The 22,934-nt window shown below is 35.8% G+C and carries 19 protein-coding genes; 11 read left to right on the top strand and 8 right to left on the bottom strand.

All coding sequences use genetic code 11. From position 1 onward, the window contains the following. The first annotated feature begins 65 nt into the window (after window positions 1-65). From ABR854_RS17050 to ABR854_RS17035, 4 genes are all read left to right on the top strand, one after another. Window positions 66-1,016: a ribose-phosphate pyrophosphokinase gene (locus ABR854_RS17050; protein ID WP_350266808.1), complete on the top strand. Its 951-nt coding sequence runs from the start codon at window positions 66-68 to the stop codon at window positions 1,014-1,016. Window positions 1,017-1,103: 87 nt separating this feature from the next. Further along, window positions 1,104-1,664 (top strand): 50S ribosomal protein L25/general stress protein Ctc, encoded by a 561-nt coding sequence (locus ABR854_RS17045; RefSeq protein ID WP_350266806.1) that lies wholly within the window; start codon window positions 1,104-1,106, stop codon window positions 1,662-1,664. A gap of 244 nt (window positions 1,665-1,908) precedes the next feature. Next, complete coding sequence (locus ABR854_RS17040) at window positions 1,909-2,781, top strand: ABC transporter ATP-binding protein (protein WP_350266804.1); 873 nt, start codon at window positions 1,909-1,911, stop codon at window positions 2,779-2,781. A gap of 13 nt (window positions 2,782-2,794) precedes the next feature. Beyond that, window positions 2,795-6,421: a M1 family aminopeptidase gene (locus ABR854_RS17035; RefSeq protein WP_350266802.1), complete on the top strand. Its 3,627-nt coding sequence runs from the start codon at window positions 2,795-2,797 to the stop codon at window positions 6,419-6,421. Between the two features lie 99 nt (window positions 6,422-6,520). Here ABR854_RS17035 and ABR854_RS17030 read toward each other — a convergent pair whose 3' ends face one another. Next, window positions 6,521-6,982: a DUF2452 domain-containing protein gene (locus ABR854_RS17030; protein WP_350266800.1), complete on the bottom strand. Its 462-nt coding sequence runs from the start codon at window positions 6,980-6,982 to the stop codon at window positions 6,521-6,523. 291 nt (window positions 6,983-7,273) lie between these two features. Between ABR854_RS17030 and ABR854_RS17025 the strand changes: the two genes are divergently transcribed. From ABR854_RS17025 to ABR854_RS17015, 3 genes are all read left to right on the top strand, one after another. After that, complete coding sequence (locus tag ABR854_RS17025) at window positions 7,274-7,792, top strand: QcrA and Rieske domain-containing protein (protein ID WP_350266798.1); 519 nt, start codon at window positions 7,274-7,276, stop codon at window positions 7,790-7,792. 71 nt (window positions 7,793-7,863) lie between these two features. Further along, window positions 7,864-9,000, top strand: coding sequence for an AMP-binding protein (locus ABR854_RS17020; protein ID WP_350266796.1), 1,137 nt, complete (start codon window positions 7,864-7,866; stop codon window positions 8,998-9,000). After that, entirely contained in the window at window positions 8,966-9,688 is a 723-nt protein-coding gene (locus tag ABR854_RS17015) for a hypothetical protein (protein WP_350266794.1), read from the top strand. The genes ABR854_RS17020 and ABR854_RS17015 overlap by 35 nt, the downstream gene beginning before the upstream one ends. A 56-nt stretch (window positions 9,689-9,744) precedes the next feature. Here the strand turns inward: ABR854_RS17015 and ABR854_RS17010 are convergent, their stop codons facing one another. After that, window positions 9,745-10,890 carry a methionine aminotransferase gene (locus tag ABR854_RS17010; protein WP_350266791.1) on the bottom strand — a complete coding sequence of 382 codons (1,146 nt, stop codon included), beginning with the start codon at window positions 10,888-10,890 and terminating at the stop codon, window positions 9,745-9,747. Further along, window positions 10,891-11,967, bottom strand: coding sequence for a helix-turn-helix domain-containing protein (locus ABR854_RS17005; RefSeq protein WP_350266789.1), 1,077 nt, complete (start codon window positions 11,965-11,967; stop codon window positions 10,891-10,893). A 207-nt stretch (window positions 11,968-12,174) separates the two neighbouring features. Between ABR854_RS17005 and ABR854_RS17000 the strand changes: the two genes are divergently transcribed. Continuing rightward, on the top strand, window positions 12,175-13,278 hold the full coding sequence (locus tag ABR854_RS17000; RefSeq protein ID WP_350266787.1) for an MBL fold metallo-hydrolase: 1,104 nt from the start codon (window positions 12,175-12,177) through the stop codon (window positions 13,276-13,278). Here ABR854_RS17000 and ABR854_RS16995 read toward each other — a convergent pair. Continuing rightward, window positions 13,275-13,652, bottom strand: coding sequence for a sugar 3,4-ketoisomerase (locus ABR854_RS16995; protein ID WP_350266785.1), 378 nt, complete (start codon window positions 13,650-13,652; stop codon window positions 13,275-13,277). The two genes, ABR854_RS17000 and ABR854_RS16995, sit on opposite strands and share 4 nt — an antisense overlap. A gap of 314 nt (window positions 13,653-13,966) precedes the next feature. On the opposite strand from ABR854_RS16995, the gene ABR854_RS16990 reads away from it, so the two are divergent. Together ABR854_RS16990 and ABR854_RS16985 are read left to right on the top strand one after the other, a co-directional pair. Beyond that, entirely contained in the window at window positions 13,967-14,650 is a 684-nt protein-coding gene (locus tag ABR854_RS16990) for a response regulator transcription factor (protein ID WP_305952365.1), read from the top strand. After that, window positions 14,647-16,017, top strand: coding sequence for a HAMP domain-containing sensor histidine kinase (locus ABR854_RS16985; protein ID WP_350266783.1), 1,371 nt, complete (start codon window positions 14,647-14,649; stop codon window positions 16,015-16,017). Before ABR854_RS16990 ends, ABR854_RS16985 begins: the two co-directional genes overlap by 4 nt. A gap of 68 nt (window positions 16,018-16,085) precedes the next feature. Here ABR854_RS16985 and ABR854_RS16980 read toward each other — a convergent pair whose 3' ends face one another. The 3 genes from ABR854_RS16980 to ABR854_RS16970 all read right to left on the bottom strand — a co-directional run bounded on the left by ABR854_RS16980 (window position 16,086) and on the right by ABR854_RS16970 (window position 17,889). Beyond that, a complete protein-coding gene (locus tag ABR854_RS16980; protein ID WP_350266781.1) occupies window positions 16,086-16,628 on the bottom strand; it encodes a DinB family protein in 543 nt (180 codons plus the stop codon). A gap of 152 nt (window positions 16,629-16,780) precedes the next feature. Continuing rightward, on the bottom strand, window positions 16,781-17,245 hold the full coding sequence (locus ABR854_RS16975; protein ID WP_350266779.1) for a DinB family protein: 465 nt from the start codon (window positions 17,243-17,245) through the stop codon (window positions 16,781-16,783). Window positions 17,246-17,313: 68 nt separating this feature from the next. Then, complete coding sequence (locus ABR854_RS16970) at window positions 17,314-17,889, bottom strand: hypothetical protein (RefSeq protein ID WP_350266777.1); 576 nt, start codon at window positions 17,887-17,889, stop codon at window positions 17,314-17,316. Between the two features lie 122 nt (window positions 17,890-18,011). Between ABR854_RS16970 and ABR854_RS16965 the strand changes: the two genes are divergently transcribed. After that, on the top strand, window positions 18,012-21,248 hold the full coding sequence (locus tag ABR854_RS16965) for a VPS10 domain-containing protein (RefSeq protein WP_350266775.1): 3,237 nt from the start codon (window positions 18,012-18,014) through the stop codon (window positions 21,246-21,248). 54 nt (window positions 21,249-21,302) lie between these two features. Here the strand turns inward: ABR854_RS16965 and ABR854_RS16960 are convergent, their stop codons facing one another. Beyond that, on the bottom strand, window positions 21,303-22,802 hold the full coding sequence (locus tag ABR854_RS16960) for a 3-coathanger stack domain-containing protein (protein ID WP_350266774.1): 1,500 nt from the start codon (window positions 22,800-22,802) through the stop codon (window positions 21,303-21,305). Window positions 22,803-22,934: the final 132 nt, after the last annotated feature.

The following is a 22,934-nucleotide window of genomic DNA, read 5'->3' as shown; positions in this document are numbered from 1 at the left end:
CTGTCTGTGATTTTTTGAGCAAAAAGCGTACCTTTGCACTTTCTTTTCGAGACATAACCAATAACATGGCAGAAGTTAAGATATTTTCTGGTACGTCATCTAATTATTTGGCGAGCCGAGTTGCAGATTTTTATGGCAAAGATTTAGGGGGTGTTAGCATCAACCGTTTTGCCGACAGTGAGATTTCAGTGAGTTTTGATGAGTCCGTTCGTGGCTGTGATGTATTCATTGTTCAATCTACTTTTCCACCGAGCGATAATATCATGGAGCTCTTGATGCTCATTGATGCCGCTCGTCGAGCTTCGGCTCACTACGTTTGTGCAGTTATTCCATATTTCGGATATGCTCGCCAAGACCGTAAAGACAAACCAAGAGTTGGTATTGCTGCCAAATTAATTGCCAATATGCTCACAGCCGCAGGTGCTGACCGAGTTATGACAATGGATTTACACGCTGGTCAGATTCAAGGTTTCTTTGATATTCCAGTTGACCATCTTGAAGGCACATCGGTTTTTGTTCCTTATTTAAAAGCACAAAATCTCACAAACCTTAAATTTGCTTCTCCTGACGTTGGAGGTGTTTCTCGTTGTCGTAAGTTTGCTTCATTTTTCGATGCCGATATCGTGATTTGTGACAAACACCGCAAAAAAGCCAACGAAATTGCTTCGATGCAATTGATTGGTGATGTTGAAGGTTCGGATGTTATTTTGGTCGATGACTTGATTGATACGGGCGGAACGATTTGCAAAGCTGCCGAATTGATTTTATCGAAAGGAGCAAAATCGGTGAGAGCGTTTTGTACGCACCCAGTTTTATCGGGTAAAGCCAACGATAATATTTCAAACTCGGTTCTTACAGAATTGATTGTGACTGATACGATTCCATTACGCCAAGTAAACGATAAAATCAAAGTTCTTTCGGTAGCCGAACTTTTCGGAAAGGCAATCGGACGAATTCGTGATAATGGCTCAATCAGCACCTTGTTTATAAATAATCAACAAATTTTAGGGCTTTAATTCCTAAAGATTATACCTTTAACTGAACTCTCAAGGTATAATATACACTAAAAAAACTCCGATTTGAGAGTAAGGAGAAAAAATAAAATGAAAAAAGCAGAGATTGTAGGGTATAACAGAGCGAATCTCGGTCGTACTGCATCGCAAGAATTACGTGGTCAAGGAATGGTTCCGTGTGTATTATACGGAGGAACTGAGCAAGTATCTTTTTATGTACCACAGTATTTATTCCGTCCGTTGTTGTTTACTCCAGATGTTTATGAAGTAACAATCAACATCGAAGGCAAAATTTACACTGGTATTTTACAAGATTCTCAGTACCACCCAACTACTGACAGCATTATCCACGCCGATTTCTTAGAAATCACGCCTGATAAAGTTATCAAAGTTGCAGTACCAGTAAAATTACATGGCCCATCAGAAGGTCAAAAGAAAGGGGGTAAATTGGTTCAGAAAATGCAAAAAATCCGTGTTCAAGGACCAGCTAAGAACATCCCTGATTATATCAACATTGATATCAAAGATTTAGATTTAGGTAAATCAGTGAAAGTTGGTACAATTGCAGAAATCGAAGGAGTGAAAATTTTGGAGGCTGCGAGCAATCCAGTTGCCTTTATCTCAATTCCTCGTGCATTGCGTGGTCAATAATCAATCGAGATTACTTATTGCTAATAGAAATGGCGAACTGAAATTCAGTTCGCCATTTTTTGTTTAGGCTATTTTCTTCATTTATAGTCAATTAATTGCTGATTTCTACTTCAATTCGTCACAAAATATGTGTACTTTAAACCCAACTTCGTTCCTTTCATAACATTTAGTTGGCTAAAGCAGGGCGAAATTTTTAATTTGAATATAAATTAGTTCAGATAAAACCTATTTAAACACAAACCCTATGCAATTAGTCATCTCCAATCTAAACAAAACGTATGCGAATGGTGTCCATGCACTCAAGGATGTCAATCTAACCATTAACCAAGGAATGTTTGGGCTTTTAGGGCCAAATGGTGCTGGGAAATCTTCGTTGATGCGAACTATCGCAACTTTGCAAGAGCCAGATAATGGTTCAATCACACTGGGTGATATCGATGTTTTGAAACAAAAAGATGATGTGCGAAAAACACTCGGATATTTACCACAAGAGTTTGGCGTTTACCCAAAAGTTGATGCTTATACATTGCTCAATCATTTAGCAGTTTTAAAAGGTATCACGAATTCGAGTGAGCGTAAGGCAGTCGTTGAAACTTTATTGCAGAAAACAAATCTTTGGGATGCCCGTAAGAAAAATTTAGGCGGATATTCGGGTGGAATGAAACAACGATTTGGAATTGCACAAGCGTTATTGGCGAATCCGAAACTAATCATCGTTGATGAACCAACTGCTGGCCTTGACCCCGCCGAGCGAAATCGTTTTTTAAATCTTTTGTCGGAATTAGGTGAAAATACAGTCGTAATTCTTTCGACACATATTGTTGAAGACGTGAAAGAATTATGCTCTGATATGGCAATTTTTAACAAAGGAGAAGTCCTATTCAAAGGAAGCCCTGATGAGGCCTTGAGTCAGATTACTGGAAAAATTTGGCAAAAACGCATCAATAAGGCCGAATTATCTGATTATAAACAGAATTTTAAGGTGATTTCAGAAAAACTGATTGGCGGAAATCCAATTATTCATGTGCTTTCTGACACCAATCCTGATGGGACCTTTACAGCAATTGCTGGTGATTTAGAAGATGTTTATTTCTCGAAAATTTTTGCTAACGCCTAACCCAAAACTAACTATGCTAAATGAAATACTTAGGTTTGAGTTTTCGTACCGTAAAAATCGACCTGCTACTTATATTTATTTTGCTATATTATTTGTCTTGTGTTTTGCGGCAGTTACCTCCAAATATGTTACGATTGGTGGAGTGGCTGGTGGACAAATCAAAGAAAATTCTCCTTTCAATTTGGCGTTCATGACCATCATCATGACGTTCTTCTTTACGTTTATTTGTTCGGCAATAATGGGTGTGGCTGTACTCCGTGATTTTGAACATAAAACCGAATCATTGATGTTCAGTACAACTATGTCGAAATTCGATTATTTGTTTGGGCGTTTTTTCGGTTCGTTCTTGGTGATGGTGCTGATTTACTGCTCTATTTGGTTGGCCTTTATGTTTGGTTTTGCCATCGGGAAGTTTTTGCCGTGGGACCCCTCTTGGAAAGAAAAAACAATGCTTGCCTTTGATGCCTGGGCTTATTTGCAACCTTTCATGGTTTGGGGAGTAACAAATCTCTTTATTCAAGGTGCAATTTTCTTCGCAGCAGGGGCATTGAGTCGTTCAACGATTGTTATTTATACGCAAGGTATAATTCTATTTGTGCTTTACCAAGTATCCGATACTTTACTACAAGATATTGATAATAAGACACTTTCGGCAATGCTCGACCCGTTTGGTGTCCGTGCATTTAGTATTTTTACTGAGTATTGGACTCCCGCCCAAAAGAATTCTCAGATTGTGCCGCTCGAAGGAATTTTAATTTGGAATCGATTAGCATGGGGAGGTTTTGGGCTTTTGGTTTTAGCCGCAACTTACTTTCTGTTTAGCTTTAATGTGGTCAGAAATAGTCTTTTCAAGAAAAAAGCAATCAAAGAAATCAAAGAAAAAATTAATCCTGAATTGGTGAAAATTCCAGTTGTTCAGCAATTTAGTGGTCTCAGTACAAACCTTTCACAACTTTGGAAACAAGCCGTTTTCTATCTCAAAATGATTGTTCGTGAAGTACCATTCATTGCCATTGTTTTTGTTGGCTTGGTAGATTTGACGGTTAGCTCGTTTTACTTTCAAAAAATGTACGGCACGAGTTCGTACCCAATTACAGCCAATGTGCTGGGGCTACTCAATGGTTTTGATATGTATTTTCTGATAATTGCAGTTTTCTATTCTGGTGAATTAATTTGGAAAGAACGTGTAACTAATATGCACCTTATTGTTGATGCCACTCCAGTGCCAGATTGGGTCAATTTACTGGCCAAATTTATTGGAATGTTGATAGTTTACGTTGGCTTACTTTTGATTTTGATTGTTGCAGGAATTTTAGTTCAAGCAGGACACGGATATTTCAATTTTGAGATAGGATTGTATTTTAAAACCTTGTTTACAAGTACACTCGCTTTCTTGGTGCTATATACATTGCTTTCATTTTTTGTGCAAGTCATGGCCAATAACAAGTTCATTGGTTTTGCGATGATGTTTGTTTTCTTCTTGGCTACATTTTTCTTAGGGGCAGCGGGTATTCAGCATCCATTGATAATGTTTGGCAGCGGAAGCCTCCGAGACTACTCTGATATGAATAAATACGGTCATTTCATTACATCGTTTTCATGGCTCAAGTTCTATTGGTTGATGTTGGTGGTCTTTCTATTTATAGTTGCCGTTGTTCTATCGGTTCGTGGTTCAGAAGCTCTTTTGAAAACTCGCATTAAAGTTGGTAAGCTTCGCCTTACTCGCCCAATTCTTACGTTTGGTATTTTTGCTTTCTTGGCGTTTATTGGGGCGGGGTGTTATGTGTTTTACAATACAAATAATATTAACAAATACGAGTCTAGAGAAGAACAAGAGAAAAAGCAAGTTGCCTACGAACAGACTTTAAAGAAATTTGAGAATTTACCTCAACCCAAAATAATTGATGTAAATCTAAAAGTCGAGATTTATCCGAGCAGCCGAGATTTTATCGCCGAGGGATATTTTTGGTTGAAAAATAAAACCGAAAAACCAATGGCTGATGTACACATTCAGAATGACATCAGACACAAAATGAAGCTTGAATATTTGAAATTTGATGGCGGAGCAAAAGCCAATAACCAATATGAAAAGTTTGGTTACACGATTTATACTTTGGCCAAACCGCTTGCACCACAAGATTCTGTAAAAATGTCTTTCAAGACAAAATTTGAAACAAATGGTTTTGTGGCTGGTGGCTCAAATACGGATGTAGTTTATAACGGTACATTCTTCAATAATACATATTTCCCGACTATAGGCTACTCAAATCAGTACGAAATTGGTGATGATGATTCTCGTAGGTCGAATAAATTACCTGAAAAAGAACGTATGATGGAGCAAAATAACCCAATTGGCTTATCGCAAAGCCTATTTGGTGATGATGCCGATTACATTCGTTTTGAAATGGTGATTGGAACAGAGAAAGACCAAACGGCTATTGCACCAGGGTATTTGCAAAAATCTTGGGAAGAAAATAATCGCAAGTATTTCCATTATAAAATGGATGTTCCGATGTGTAATTTTTATTCCATTGTTTCGGCACGATATGAAGTTAAGAAAGATAAATGGAATGGTGTAAACCTCGAAATTTATTATAACAAAGGTCACGAATATAATTTGGATAAAATGATGTCGTCGATGAAGGCTTCTTTTGATTATTTCTCAAAAAACTTTAGCCCGTATCAGTATCGCCAAATGCGAATTATGGAGTTTCCAAAATATGCAGAATTTGCTCAATCTTTTGCCAATACAGTGCCTTTTTCGGAGGGAATTGGTTTTATTCAGAAAATCTCTGACCCTGAAGAGGATTTAGATATGCCATTTTATGTAACTGCCCACGAACTTGGTCATCAATGGTGGGGACACCAAGTGGCAGAAGCAAATGTAAAAGGAAATGCGATGTTATCAGAAACGCAAGCTCAATATTCAGCTTTGATGGTAATGAAACACGCCGTAAAACCAGAATTAATGCAGAAGTTTTTGAAATATGAGTTAAACACTTATTTACGAGGCCGCTCGGCTGAACGCAAAAAAGAACAGCCACTTAATTTGGTTGAAAGTCAAGGCTACATTCATTATCGCAAAGGTTCGGTGGTCATGTATGCACTACAAGATTATATTGGAGAAGAAAAAGTGAATCTTGCCCTGCGTAATTTCTTGACTGATTGGCAATATCCAGGACCAGATTCTAAATTCAAACGCTATCCGACGAGCAATGATTTATTGAAATACATCAAGGCTCAGACGCCAGATTCGTTGCAATATATGATTACCGATATGTTTGAAACCATTACACTTTTCGAGAATAAAACCGAAAGTGTAAGCTACAAACAATTAAAAGATAAGACTTATGAAGTGACGATTAAAACCATCAGCGAGAAATTTAGAGCGGATAGTTCGGGAAATGAAAAACCAATTTCAATTAACGATTGGATTGATGTTGGTGTGTATGGAAAAGATGCTAAAGGCGAAGATAAGTTGCTCTATTTGCAGAAACGAAAAATTGCCAAAAAGGAAAATATTTTTACAATCATTGTAAAAGAAGAACCTAAAAAGGCTGGTATCGACCCTATAAGCAAACTCATTGACCGTCATAGTGATGACAATACTAAGACTGCCTCAAAAGCAGAAGGTGTGTAAATTATTTGTGGGGCGAACTTCCGAGTTCGCCCTTTTTTATGATATTTGTAGGTAATACTGAGAACAAGATGCGGTCGTCGCTCGGTTCGCCCCACATTTTTAATCCAAATCAATCGTATCTGTTCGGTCATCCTCCTGAAAGAACTCAACTTTCCAAGTGTGGTCGGCCAATAGAAATACTTTTGCCAGAAATTGGTTAAATGGAAATTTTCTTCCCCATTCGTTTGGAGCAACCATTGAAAGTATATCAGAACCATCTTTCTTTTCGTATAAATAATAAATATGCCCAATAATTGGCTCGAAACCCATTACGGCATCGTAGATACGCTCCGAAACTTCAATCCTATTTTGTACTTCTTTAGCTTGTTGGGCAAGCAATTCCATTTGGCGATAAATCTTGTTTATCTGTTCGTGGGTTTGCTGACGCATCGCCAATTGGGCTTTACCTTTTACCTTGCCCATGTCTTCTGGGCGAATCACTGCTCCGCCTGAGGTATGAGCATATTCGAGCAAACCTGGATTTTCAGCAACTTTTATTTTATCTATCGGATTGTGTTCCATCGCATAAGTTTAGTTTTAATTTCTATATTTTCACCGCCCCAATGTCTTTTCAATCGAAAGAAACTATGCTTATGGTGAAGTTAGTTTTGATAAAAAATCTATGTATTGCAAATATAATGGATAAAAAAACTATAAAAATAAATATTTATATATTTTTTATCCAATCTTTACTCTTTCTCAAGAAATATACCCTCACAAATAGCAACAAGAGAAAGTTTGTATTTGTTTATTTATTTGGATATTTTTGAAAACATATATCTATTATCATCGTTAATAAAAGAAAAACAGACTATGCAGGAAACAATGGCTAATGAAGTTGAAAACAAAGAAGTATTAAATGAAGAATCCAACCGCAATACGATTGACCGTAAAGAATTTATGCGTCAGGTTGGGCTAAGTTTTGGAGCAATTATGCTCATGAATTGTTTACAATCTTGCGGAGATGGTGGTGAAATTCCAGACCCAAATCCAACAGGAAACAGCGGTAAAGTAGATTTTACCATTAATATCAACGACGCCGCTTATGCAAACTTAAAAAATAAAGGCACTGCGGTGGTAGTAACGGCTCAAAGAGTAATTATTGCCCGTGTGAACGATACTAATGGAAGTTGGATTGCAGTCGATTCAAGATGTACACACGAGCAGACAACTATCAATTATCGTGCTGCTACCAATGATTTTCTTTGCCCAAATCATGGTTCTACTTTTTCATCAACTGGAGCAGTAACCAAAAGCCCTGCTACATCGCCGCTTACTCGTTATAACACATCTTTTGATGCAACTAATAATACTTTAAGAGTTTTTGCTTAATTTTGTAAAGCAAAATATTTATTCAACCCTTCTCAATTTGACAGATTGAGAAGGGATTTTTATTTTATAATATGATTTTTTTAGAAAGAGATGGCTCGTGTATCAATACTCAGCCCAATAATCCATACTACAAAAAAGTTTTTCAATTCAAAGAATTGTGGGAGTCGGGTCAAGAAACTTTCGAGATTAAGACTTCTGGCTCAACTGGTACACCAAAGAAAATTCTTCTTCACCGCAAGCAAATATTGGCATCGGTAAAAATGACTGCCAAAGCCTTTAATTTAGAAGAAGGAGATACTGCTTTTTGTTGCTTAAATATCGACTATATTGCAGGAATGATGATGCTTGTTCGTGCCTTTGAAATCGGTATGGACTTGTTGGTTGTCGAACCAAAATCAAATCCATTTGAAGATATTGAGAAGCATTTGTATATTCTAAAATCTAATCGAGGACAAAATTTCTTTGCATTTGTGCCTTTACAAATTCAAACTTTGTTGGAAAGTAAACCAATTTTTTCCGAAATCCTCAATTCAGCCAAAGCAATCATCATAGGCGGAGCGGCAGTCAATGATGCTATTCTTGAAAAAGTACAAACAATTTATCGTCCTGTGTATGTAACTTATGGCATGACCGAAACTATTACTCACATAGCTACCAAACGAATCAACGGTTCGGAAAAAGAAGATTTTTTTAATACACTCGATGGCGTTGATGTAAAACTCAATGATGAAAGTTGTTTGATGATAAAATCGAAAACTACTGATAATGAATGGATTACGACTAATGACGTAGCCGAAATTATCAATGGCAGTAGCTTTGTTTTGCACGGAAGAATTGATAATGTGATAAATAGTGGAGGTGTGAAAATTCAGTTGGAGAAAGTTGAAAAAGCCGCCGAAGGAATTTTGAAAAAGCTTTCGACCGATGAACAGAAACTCAGCGGGCGAAACTTTGTGTTTAGTCTGCCCGATGAAAAACTTGGAGAAAGACTAATTTTTGTACTCGAAAAAGAGGTAAATCACGTCTTTCCGAGTAAAGACGATGCAACTAAGATAGATATTCTGCAAGGTTTCAAAGAAATTTTGCCTAAATTTGAAGTCCCGAAGGAAGTATTTTTTGTGGAAAAAATGATAGAAACCCCAACGGGAAAAATTGATAAAATTAAAACTATAAATGCCTACGTTCTCCCTCAAATATCAAACGGCTGAAAATATTCCAGCACCATTTGCTCACGCCATTGAGATAAATGGAAGTTTTGACCAAGATTTAGAGTTAAGTTTTGAATTGACTTACCTCGACCGAGAAGATTTGACCGAAGATGAACTTTTTGATGAAGGCTTCACTTCAAATGATGATTTTACTTGGAAAGGCACATTGCCAAAAGTTTGGTCGGATGTGGTTTTTGGAAGTTTAAAGTCTGCTAATGAATTGTACATCAAGTCATTAGAGCCACATCAAGATTTTTGGCAGGTAGATTTTGAAGGTAAAAGTTTTTACCCGAAAAATACCGATGCGTTCAAATATTTGATTGAAGAACTCCAACAAGCAGTTTATGAAAAAGCTGGAAGAGAAGCACCTCTGAAATTAACATATCTAAAAAAACAGTCGGGCGAAAATATTGAAGTTTTTGTAAGTGCTTCGTTTATTGAGCGAAAATTACAGTTAGTTCGCACAAATATCATTGATGGCTCAAGCGAAACAAAGGTTTTAGTTTGGGACGAACTTAATTATATTTTAAAAAATACATTTTCTGGTGAATTTGAAGCTGAGTTTGCTCACAGCAAGAAACCATCGCACAAAGGTCTGTTTTTGAATGCAGGTGATGAACTTTGGTATGAAGTCGGAAAATCTTTGTTGATTCAGCCTAATAAGATATTGAAGATTATGAAAATGTAAATAGTCAATAGTTGGTAGTCCACAGTCAATAATATTACTGCGGACTGCCCGAATATTTATAACCTACAAAGCCTTTCTGCTGCTCGTTCGAGCATTTCGTCATCTTTCGCAAAACAAAATCTGAGTATTTTGTTATCAATTTTATCGGCATAAAAAACCGAAATCGGTATGGATGCGACACCAATTTCTTTTGTCCATCTGACTGCCAAATCGTAATCAGACTCTTCGGTAATATTTTTATACGAAACCATCTGAAAAAAACTTCCTTCGGCAGGAATCAACTCAAACCTCGAATCTTTTATCCAATTGATAAATTTATCTCGTTTTTCTTGATAAAACTGCGTTACCGACAGATAATTATCTGGTTCTTGCAAGAAATCGGCAAAAGCGTATTGAAATGGCGTTGGACAAGAAAAAGTAATCCATTGATGTGCTTTTCGGAATTCTGTCGATAAAGCTTTCGGAGCAAGACAATAGCCTAATTTCCAACCAGTTGTATGAAAAGTTTTACCAAACGAACCACAAACAAAAGTACGTTCTTCTAAATCGGAGTGCATGGCAGGCGAGAGGTGTTTTCGCCCATCAAAGATGATATGTTCATAAACTTCGTCCGAAACTACAAAAACATTGGTATTTTTAAGTATCTCCGCCAGCGAATCAATATCATTCTGAGTAAGACATTTACCAGTCGGATTATGCGGTGTGGTAAGCATAATTGCTTTTGTTCGCTCCGTAATTTTTGCTTTTACAGCCTGCCAATCAATCGCAAAATCATTTTCAGGTGAGAGTGTTACATAAACCGCTTTTCCACCGTTTAATTCTACACAAGGCACATAACTATCGTAAGCAGGTTCAAAAACTATCACTTCATCGTCTTGATGAATAATAGCAGTCATAACTGCATAAAGTGCTTCTGTACAGCCAGATACGATTGTAATTTCATCGTTTGGGCTGTAAGAAAGTCCATATAAATCCAATGTTTTTTGAGCAATCGCTTCTCGCAAGGGCATAATTCCCGCCATTGGGGCATATTGGTTCATTCCTTGCTTCATGTGGTGATTGACTAATTCGATAAGTTTTGGCGAACAATTATAGTTCGGGAAACCTTGTGAGAGATTTAAAGCACCAGTTTCAGCCGCCAATTGTGACATTACCGTGAAAATCGTTGTACCAATATTGGGTTGCTTAGAGGTAATTTGCATTTATTTTTTAATACGTTCTAATTCAAATTTCATTTCATCGACCAAATTTCCAAGTTTACTATAAGGAGTGGTTGGTTCGGGTAAAGTATGGCTTACAAAGGCTTTGATTTCCCAAGTTTCAATCACATCAGTAAATGAAATTTCTGAGCTTGGAAAACGATTATTATCGGTGCTGAGTAGGAGAGTTCCTTTGATTTTTACTTGATTATATACTCTTCTATAAATTATTCCGTGAGATTTTGTTACTAAAATATAGTTTTTTCCGTCGGCAATTTCATGCCAATTTCTTATCAAAGTGCCAACGAGCAATGCACCTTCAAAAGCAAAATCTTCACCTGCTTCAAATGCTCGATAGTCTCCGTTTGAAAGAGTCGGAATATTAAAAAGTGAGAGTGTTTTTAAAAAATGAAAGTCGCTGTGTTTTACCAAATATTCATTAAACTGAAAACGTCTAACCAGTTGAATGTTTTGAGTAATCAGTTGATTATTAACTGGTTGTGAATTTGACGGCAGAGGGGCTTGTTGTGGAGCAACGTAAGGTTCTCGCTCGAAACTCGGTTTTAAATTGACACTTTGAGCTACTCTTTCGACGGTCTTAGGCTCTTGATTTTTTTCAAAACTTACTGGTGGTTCATCACCCAAAAACTTTTTCATTAAATCGCCAATAGAGGGAGCTGAATAATTCTCAAAATCCTCTTTAGGGCTTACTTTACTAAAGTTTGTTTCATTGAAAACATCATTATTAGGCAATTTATTAATTGGAATATCAAAAGGGTCGATTTCAACTGAAATTTTCGAGGGTTCTTCTTTGTCGTTTGCGTAGAAAGGTTTTGCTTCAAAACCAAAAGTTAGGTCGGGTGTTTCTCGTAATTTACGAATGTCTTTTTTTACAAAATCATCAACTGTAATGCCAAAAGTATTGGCTATAATCTTGAGCGTATCGACTGGCGGAATGGCTCTTGATTCTTCGTAAGCACCCACATTGGCTCTTTTGGTGCCAATTCGGCGAGCAAATTGTTCTTGGGTCAAACCGTTGATTCGACGCAAGTATTTAAGGTTATTACTGATGAGCGACATTGGAATTTACGTTTTTAAGAATCGAGCATAAGCTAAATTCTATCATATTATTTTTTAGGAAAATTTGCACCCCCGAATATCTAAAATTTTTAGCAATTTGCCAAATACGAGTAATAAAAAGCATTTTTTGAATAGAAATTTATACTTTTTTGTAGTTTGGAACTATTCAAAGGCTGAATTGAGTTAATACCTAACAAAACAAAAAAGATGAAAATTTTAAAGAAAATGATTATTTGGATAGTTGGAATAGTAGCCATTTTGGCAATAGTTGTTTGGGGATTTATGCAAACAGCAGTTTTTGGTAAAGATGCAACAGGTGAAAGGCTTGCAAGAATCCAGAAGTCTCCAAACTATAAAGATGGAGTGTTTCAGAATTTGAATTTTACTTCAGTAATGTCAGAAGATGGAAGTTATTGGAAATTATTACAAGATTATTTCAATAAACCTGACAACGTTGAGCCACCAAAAGCCATTCCAACGTTAAAAACAAACTTAATAAGTTTAGTAGCCGAGAAACCAACTATTATTTGGTTTGGGCATTCTTCTTACTTTATCAAATCGAAAGAAACTACCATATTGATAGACCCTGTTTTTAGTGGGAGTGCATCACCAGTTAGTTTTATGGTGAAAGCTTTCAAGGGAGCAGACGCATATCAGGTGGATGATTTTCCTGTGATTGATATGTTATTTTTATCGCATGATCATTATGATCATCTTGATTATCAGACAATTACAAAAATCCAATCTAAAGTTAAGAAGTTTTATACTTCTTTAGGTGTTGGAGCTCATTTGGAACATTGGGGTGTTAACCCAGAGAAAATTGTTGAATTTGATTGGTGGGAAAATGTGAAAGTTGCCAGTGATATTGACGTTACTGCAACACCAGCTCGACATTTTTCTGGACGTGGTTTTGCTCGTGGAAAATCTCTTTGGTCGTCGTTTGTTTTAAATATTCATGGCTATAAACTCTTTTTAGGCGGTGATTCGGGCTATGATACGCACTTTAAAACTATTGGTGAAAAATATGGCCCGTTTGATATTGCTATGCTTGAAAATGGACAGTATAATGTTCTTTGGCACGAAATACATACTTTGCCTGAAGAAACATTTTTGGTTGCCAAAGATTTGAAAGCGAAAGTTTTGATGCCAGTTCACTGGGCGAAATTCCCTTTGGCAAACCACGCTTGGAATGAGCCAATTAAACGTTTAAAAGCTGCTGCAAGTGATGAAATAAAACTTACTACTCCGATGATTGGTGAGCCAGTTGTGCTGGATAGTGTGTATCCAAATAAAGTTTGGTGGGAATTTTAAACACCTATTTTGGGATATTTTTCGTAGATGTAGTCTTCTTTCTCGTAAAACCTATTGGAAAGTACCAATAAAACTGTGTTTTTTGAGAAATCATACATTGTATGCCAATCTCTCGGCTCAACCAAAAGACACTTTTCTGGAGAATCTAAATCAAAAATTTCTTCTTTTTCTCCATCATGGTTATATACTTTACAACTTCCACTGACACAAACTAAGGCATTGTATGTCAATTTGTGTCGGTGGCCACCACGGACTTGGTTTTCTACATTATAGATATAAAAGATGCGTTTTATTCCTTCAGGCAGAATTTTCTCCAAAACTGTTAAACTTCCTTTATCCGACAAAAATGTTTCTAATTGAATAAGTTTAGGCATAAGTTCTTTAATAGGGAATCTCAAAAGCGATTGAAAGTTGAGAAATATGATGAATTGGGCTGTGTGAAAAGCTTTTTGTGATTGAGTATTTTTGATGTATAATAATGTTTTAAAATACTTTTTGGTTGATCTATTTAAATGATACTCAATATAAAATGGGTTATTTTTTTGCATATATACTTGATGAAGTAAAATGCGAAAGATAACTTTAGCAAAAAAAGCCCTCAATTATTAACTATCACTTTAGCAAAAATTAAAAACTAATAAATATTTGAATTTTAGCTCAAGTATTTTAAAAATGTACTTTTATTTCTATGAAAATATTATTGATGGAAGATGAAATTAAGACAATTCAGTCTATTAAACAAGGGCTTGAAGAAAATGGTTTTGATGTTGATTTTTGTTATGATGGATTAATTGGCTTACATCTTTGCCGTCGAAACGAATATAATCTAATTATTACAGATGTGATTATGCCTGGAATGAATGGTTTTGATGTTTGTAAAGAATTACGTAGAGAAGGGAATCAAACACCTGTTTTGATACTCTCTGCTTTGGGAGAATTGCAAGATAAACTTGTCGGTTTTGATGCAGGTGCAGACGATTACCTTCCTAAACCATTTGCATTTCAAGAACTTTTAGCAAGAATAAGGGCCTTGACAAAAAGATTTCAACAAGTACATATTGGTTCAAATACAATTCGATTTTCTGATTTGGAAATGGATTTAGATAGTAAAAGCGTAAAAAGAGGTGGGAAGATAATTGAATTAACCGCTAAAGAGTTCTTATTATTAGAGTTTTTACTCAGAAATCAAGGGCGGGTGGTTTCAAAAGGTGAAATTTCAGAAAAAGTCTGGGATTTAGATTTTTCGTCAAATACGAATGTAGTAGAAGTTTATATCACTTTATTGAGAAAGAAGATTGATAAAGATTTTGATGTAAAAATTTTACATAACATTTACGGAATGGGCTACGTCATAAAAACCGAAAATACATGAAAATTAGACAGAAGCTTACAATTCAATTTGTTTTACTGGTTTCAACCATTGCCTTAGCTGCTTTTGTTGGCATTTATTATATCTATGAGTCATATGTAACTAATCGTTTTTTTTCAAGACTTCGCTCAAAAGCAATTACAACAGCCGAGCTTTTAAGTGAAAATAGCGAAATTGATGCCTCTTTGCTACGCAAGATAAATGAATCAAATCGTGATTTATTATTCAAAGAAAATATTTTAATTTTTAATAATTTTAATCAAGAAATTTATCGCAGCAAAGATTCATTAGAATTTACTCTAACAAGCGAAATGCTGGTTCGCAATGGTGTTGATAAGGAATTTAAAGAAAATGATTTTGATATAATTGTAATTAATTATTCATCGTCGAAACGAAATCTATTGATTATTGCAGCCGCAGTTGATTTCTTCGGAAATGATACTTTAAGTAATTTACGCCAAGTAATGCTGTTATTATATTTAATGTTGGTTTTTGCAGTAGGTATCACAGGGTGGTTTTTTGCAGGTAGAGCTTTGCAGCCTATTTCGGATGTTATTAGTCAAGTAAATGATATTTATCCACAAGATTTTAATAAGCGACTAAAGGTGACAAATGAAGATGATGAAATTGGAATTCTGACAATTACATTCAATCAATTACTGAACCGCAATGAAGAAGCATTTAAACAGCAACGATTTTTTATTTCAAATGTTAGTCACGAACTAAAAAATCCTTTGTCTAAGATTATCTCACAAATTGAAGTTGTTTTGTTGAAGGATAGGGAAATGGTTGATTACAAGAAGACACTAAACTCGGTCTTGGAAGATATTCAAAATTTAAGTAAACTTTCGCATACGCTTTTAGAACTTTCAAGGTTGACCGAAGAAAACCATTCATTTTTGTTTAGTTCACTCAGACTCGATGAATTGCTCTGGGAAACAAAAGATTTATTGAAGAAAAATACACCAGAATATATCGTTTTGGTTAGTTTTGAAAATGTAATTGATGCTGAGACTGAATTCAGTATCTTAGGAAATCCTTATTTATTGAGAATTGCTTTGTTTAATTTGCTTGAAAATGGATGTAAGTTTTCAGCGAATTTGACAACCAAAGTAAAAATTAGACTCCAACAAAATAATATCGTAATCGACTTTTCAAACATTAGTCAAGGAATTAGTGAGATTGATTCTTCTATGATTTTTCAGCCATTTTTTCGCTCAAATAATACAGCAACCATAAAAGGCTATGGAATTGGACTTTCGTTAGTTGAGAAAATTGCTAAATTACATGGTGGAAGTATCAAATTGACATCGAATAAAGCCGAAAATACTATATTTTCATTGTCATTCCCTTTGCAAAATGAAATTTGAAGCTCTTATAATAAAAATGCTCGACTTTTTAGTTTCGAGCATTTTTATTATTTATTAGCATGAACTTATCAATACTCATCTTCAAAGTAGCTGGTAGTTCTAAATTCGTCATCATCATCGAACTTGCTTGTTTTTGGAGCAGATTTTTTCAGAATTGCAATTTGTCCGTTATGATATAAATCATGGTGAATAATACCATGAAGCAAAGTATAAAAGTCATATTCAGCACCAGGTACTATTTCAAGCAGGAAGTTGTCATCTTTTTCTTCTAAGGCACTCATCAACTCATCATGGCTCAAAGTAAGTTCCATTTGTAATGTTTCCCACTCAAATTCATCCACTTCTATGATATTTCCCCAGTTTTGTTTTTCTGTTTTGATCTCAAACTCAAAATCTCCTTGAATTTTTTTCAAAGTAAAAATTCTCCAGGTGGTCATATGATAAACTAACTCAGCAATCGTATGAATGTTTTTCTGACGAGTACCTGCCGTTTTAGGTCTAATATCTTTTAGGTTTTCTAAAACCGATGGCCCATGCCAAGCACCTCCATGAAAAGCGGCGTTGAGCAGGGTCTTGATGCGTTCAAGTTCTGTTGTTTGCAATTCTTCCATAATTAAATGCTCTTTTCTGACAAAGAGTTTGATATTTTTGTGAATATCCTAACGTGAAAAGTTTTATTTAAGTTTAAATTGATAATTAGAATGCCTCGAAAGCTTATAGTAGAGGCTTATAATTGCTTGAAAATTATATACTTTCAATGAAATCAGTCCCATAAAACCCAAATCATGCCCAGATGGTAAGTGTCGTGTTGAATCAGACCCGTGAGCAATTTATAAAAGTCATAGTCTTGTCCTGGCACAAGTCTATTGAGTAAACTATCATCAAATTCTGATAATTTTTCCATCAAATTATCTTGCGATAACTTTAAGTTTTTAACCAAAACTGGCCAATTCTCTTTTGTAATATCAGTTTCACTGCCATAATTTTCAATTTCATCAACCAAATCATAGCGAATATTATCATTGAGTTTTTCGTAAACAAATTTTCTCCAAGCTGTCAAATGAAATACAATTTGACAAATGGTATGTTTTGAAAAATTCTTTTGAGCATCTACAATATCCAGTGGCATCGAATTCAGAAACTCCATTACCGATGGCCCATGCCAAGCATCACCTCTGAAAACAGTATCTAAATTGTCAATAATTCTTTCGAGTTGGTTGTTAGTCATAAACATGAAGTATAATTTATGCACAAATTTCAGAAAAAGCCACGAATTGGCATAACTATTAAGGCGAATTATATTTTTATTTTTGGATTTCGCTTAATCAATTGCCCAAAAGTATCGAGTGCTTCATCAATTTTCTTCATCGGAATATCGCCTTTAACTTTCGTGATGAAAGGTACAAAATGTCTGAAATAAAACTTTAACCTTGGTTCGGCCTTGATTGGATAATCGTTTGGTCCCATTTCTATTCCATGAATAAAATTGTACGCAACATGCACATTTTGGTCAAACATCGGGTAAACTTCAGGTTTGATCATGTGCAAAATTAAAGTCCTTGAAACGGCTGCCACATCATCAAATTTTTCGTTAAAAACAGTCAAATCAAGCGTTTCCTCAAACTTCATATCGTTAATATAATCAAGATGCGGATAGATTTTTTCTTTAATTGCTGCTGTTCTTATTTTTCCAAGTCCTGCTTGGCTTTGCCATTCAAATAACTCCATGATATCGTTGTGCGTAAATGGTTTGCCAATTTTTATATGTTTATAGTAGTTGGCTTCCCAATTGGTGTTTGGGTCATAGAGCTGAGACCATTGATCTACAAATTTGGCAAAGTCATCTGTTGGCGAAAAAACTATTAGATTCATATTCTTTCTGTTTAATTTTTTATAGAATGGGAAAGGTGATTTTATTACAAATTTCGCTATTTTTTTTGTTTTGTTATCACATAGGCCGTATTTTTACGGACAAACCTTAACAAATCATCAACATGAAGAAAATCTCCCTTCTATTTTTGGGTTGTGGTTTGGCTATTTCAGCTTTTTCACAAAAGAAAAAAACAAATACGCCACCACCACCTCAACAATCACTTACAAATATCTCAAAAGTTGACAAAAAATTATATAGTGATCTTACTTGGCGTAACATTGGACCATTTCGTGCTGGTCGTTCGCTGGCAGTTGCTGGCCATGCCGACCAACCACTGACTTATTATTTTGGTGCAGTCGGTGGCGGTGTTTGGAAAACTACAGATGGCGGTGCAAATTGGAGTCATGTCGGTGATAGCACTTTTAAGTCAAGTTCGGTTGGGGCAATTGCCGTTGCACCTTCTGACCCCAACGTTTTGTATGTGGGAATGGGAGAGGCCGATATGCGTAGTAATATTAGCTACGGTGACGGAATGTATAAATCGACCGATGCAGGCAAAACTTGGAAACATATTGGGCTTCCAAAAGCTGATGCGATTGCAACAATTGAGGTACATCCGACTGACCAAAACTTAGTTTATGTGGCTGCCGTAGGAAATCCTTTTGCTCCAAACAAAGAAAGAGGCGTTTTTAGAAGTAAAGACGGGGGTAAAACTTGGGAACACATTTTGGCAAAAAATGATAGCACCGGTGCATATCATGTCAGAATCGACCCAAATAATCCGAGGGTAATTTATGCGACTTTGTGGCAAGCATACCGTAACGGACACAGTATGAGTAGCGGTGGGGTCGGTTGTGGACTATATAAATCGGTTGATGGTGGCGACACTTGGCAGTCATTAAACGAAAAACCTGGTATGCCAAAAGGACTTTTGGGTAAAATTGGAATTGCTGTTTCGCCAGCTAATTCTAACCGACTTTACGCCATGATTGAAAATGCGAAAGGTGGGCTCTATACATCTTATGACGCTGGCGAACATTGGACACTTGTCAATGACAATAAGAACCTTTGGCAACGCCCGTGGTATTACATGAATCTCCAAGCTGACCCACAGAATGAAAATGGGGTGATTATTTTGAATGTAAATGCTTTTAAATCGACAGATGGAGGCAAAACAATCAGAAATATTGAAGTGCATCATGGAGATACGCATGATATTTGGATAAATCCTAAAAATCCAGCAAACTTTATTATTGGTGACGATGGTGGGGCAGAAGTTACCTTCAACGATGGATTTACGTTTTCTGATATTGATATTCCAACGGCTCAGTTTTATCACGTACATCTTGATAATGATTTCCCTTATAATGTTTATGGCTCTCAACAAGATAATTCTACGGTAAGAATTGCAAGTCGTACAGATGGCTTTTCGATTGGTATTCGTGACTGGTATTCGGTTGCTGGTGGAGAGTCGGGTTATATTGCTATTGACCCTAAAAACTCTAAAATTACCTACGGTGGCTCGTATGATGGTTATATGACAAGATTAAATGTTGAGAATAACCAAGAGCAAAACATTATGGTGTATCCAGAAAATAATATGGGACACACGTCGGCAGAGAAAAAATATCGTTTTCAGTGGACATACCCGATCATGTTTTCACCGCATGACAATACCCGTTTGTATGCTACTTCGCAATATGTTCATGTAACGCACGATGAAGGGCATTCTTGGGAAACAATCAGCCCTGACCTTACTCGTAATGACCCAAAAACAACAGGTGCAACTGGTGGACCAATTACACTTGACCAAACAGGTGCTGAAATTTATGCTACCATTTTTGCATTGGCCGAATCTAACTTAGAAAAAGGAAATATTTGGGCTGGTTCGGATGATGGTTATATTCATGTAACAAGAGATAACGGTAAAAACTGGTCAAACATCACAATTCCAACTGCTCAATTGGGTGATTTTGCTCTAATTTCTACAATTCACACATCAGATTTCGTGAAAGGTAAAGCTTATGTGGCCGCTACCCGCTATATGTTTGGTGACAGAAAACCCTATTTGTTTAAAACCAACGATTATGGTAAAACCTGGACAAGTATTGCAAGCGGAATTCCTGCTGATGAATATACTCGTGTAGTTCGTGAAGACCCAAACAAAGAAGGGTTGCTTTATGCAGGTACTGAGCGTGGAATCTATGTTTCGTTTGATGATGGAGCAACTTGGAATCAAATAAATAACAATTTGCCAATCTCACCAATTCGTGACTTGCAAGTGCATAAGCGTGAAAAAGATTTAGTTGTAGCTACTCACGGTCGCTCATTCTGGATTTTAGATGATTTGACTCCACTTCACGAAATCAAAGATAATACAGTAGCCAGCGATGTTCATTTGTTCAAACCACGTCATTCATACCGTATGCAAGGCGGAGATGGTGGCCGTCGTGGAGCTCCAAAAGACGAAGGACAAAATGCCGCCAATGGAGTTGTGGTTAATTATTTTCTAAAAACAACACCGAAAGATGAACTCAAATTGCAGTTCTTGACCATGGCAAATGATACCATCATTACGTATTCGAGCAAAAAAGATGTAAAAGGGGAAGAACTTAAAACATCAAAAGATTTTTATGAAGATACAAAACAACAAAGATCTGGCGTACTTTCAACATCTGAAGGGCTGAATCGTTTCGTTTGGAATATGCGTTATGCTGATGCAACCGAAATTCAAGGCGAACGCTCACCTATGTGGGCTGGTAATTTGACAGGCCCGAAAGTTACGCCTGGAAATTATAAAGTGAGATTGATTCTGGGTAAAAATATCGTAAAAGAAGAAATTGCCGAAATCAAGAAAGATCCAAGAAATCCTGCCACTGATGCAGAATTGAAAGAACAATTTGATTTATTAATGAAAATTCACAAGAAATTAGATGAAAATCATAAATCAATTAATCAAATGCGTGAAATCAAGAAAGCTGTTAGTGAGTATATGAAGAGTGTGAAAGATACTGCTTTGATTGCGAAGTTTCAGAAATTGACTAAACCAATGCTTAAAAATTTAGAAGAATTAGAACAATCATTGGTTCAGAATAAAGCTCGTGCTACACAAGATTTATTGGCTTATCCGATTCGCTTAAACGATAAAATCGCAGGTGTTGCTAACGTAGTTTCGAGTGCCGATGCAAAGCCAACTAAAGGCTCTTATGAAGCCCTTGATGATTTGAGCAAGAAGATGGAAAAAACCACCGATAAACTCAAAAAAGTAATTGACGAAGATGTACCTGCATTCAATAAGATGGTTCTCGAAAATCAACTTCCAGCTATTAATGTTGTGAAGAAAAAAGAGATAAACTAAATTAAGGAGGAGGAATGAATTAGAATGGCGAAGAAGAAAACTCTTCGCCATTTTTTATTTACAACCTTCAATTTTTGCTTGAAAAGTTGCTCCATTTTGTATTGAAAAACCTTTTTCGAGTAAAATGCTTTTTCCTGCAGAATAAATAATGTTAGATTCAGTATTCAATATTATTTTATTAGTGGTAATAACATCAGTAGCATTGTAGGTACGATTTCCCCACAACATGTCTTCTGAAACTGATATGTCTTTCGCACATTCATTGTTTGAAAAGCGTATAATCCATATATCATCATCTCCGTATTTTTGACCAACATCGCCCAAATCGCTTACCGGAAAAGTATTACCAACAACCATAAAGTCGTTATCAAATGTCAATAACATTGAGTTTGGCTCATCGTGGCCATCGCTACCATATTTTTTTTGCCAAATTAGGTCTCCATTGGTTGGATTGATTTTTATAAGCCAAAAATCTGCACTTCCCTTACTATTAGGAGCTTGTCCATCATTGGAATAAGACTCTCCTACAATCACATATTCTCTGCCAAAAGTTTCAACAACACCTCTTGCATATTCGTTTCCACTTCCACCATAACACCTTGACCAGATTTTTTGACCTTGACTATTGATTTTTATAACAAAGTAGTCTCTTGAGATTGCATCACTATGGTTTTCGGAGGCATCAAAATCAAAAGAATATGTTTCTCCAACTATCAGAAAATTGCCATTCTTATCTTCAATTATTGCGTTAGCATAATCACTTTTAGTACCTCCAAAAGTCTTTTGCCAAATGAGTTGCCCATTTAGGTCAGTTTTAAAAACCCATACATCAAGTTCTCCTTTATTTTCATTGAGAATTCCATTCGATGAAAGGCTATTTCCAATAATAATGTAGCCATTATCAGAAGTACGTTTGATTGATTTTACAAAATCATCACCGCTACCACCAAAGCTTTTTTGCCAAATAATATTTCCTTGTAAATCAATTTTTAGTAACCATATATCAGATATTCCATAACTATTGGTCACGTACGGCATGCCCGATTCAGTTGTATTCGCTATCAATATATTACCATCTTCTGTTGTACAAGCTGAGAATGCTCTGTCAATTCCTGTTCCACCGAATGTTTTTTTCCATAAAATATTACCTGAAAGGTCAAGTTTTACTACCCAAGAATCTGCTTGTCCAACAAAGTTTGTGATATCACCATTGTTTGATTGGGTTTCTCCAACACAAAGTATCTGTCCGTCTGGTGTTTTGATTACTTGTTTTAAATAATCATAGTTTGTACCACCCAAAGTTTTCTTCCAAATTACATTACCTGTTTTTCCAATTCTGATAATCCACCAATCATACGAACCATAATTAAATGATAAGTCTATATTGCTTGATTGAGAATTTCCTGCTACTATATATCCATCATTTAATTCAATTATAGATTCTGCTTTATCATAAAAGCTCCCACCATAGTTTTTTTGCCAATTAATCTGGGGAACTTGAGCGTAAAGATTTACAGAAATTATAAAAAGAATAAATGTGGATAGTTTGGCCATATTTTTACACATAAACGAATTTCAAACAAAATAACATTTTTTTATTCAATAATTTAGAATTATTCTAAATTACTTATTTAGTGGTAAATCAATGAGTTATTAGATCAAATGAATGATACAATGATAATTGCA

Source organism: Emticicia sp. W12TSBA100-4 (assembly GCF_040253585.1).
In the GTDB taxonomy this organism is placed as follows: domain Bacteria; phylum Bacteroidota; class Bacteroidia; order Cytophagales; family Spirosomataceae; genus Emticicia.
Note: the sequence above shows the minus strand (reverse complement) of the source record. Positions and strands in the feature narration are given on the sequence as shown.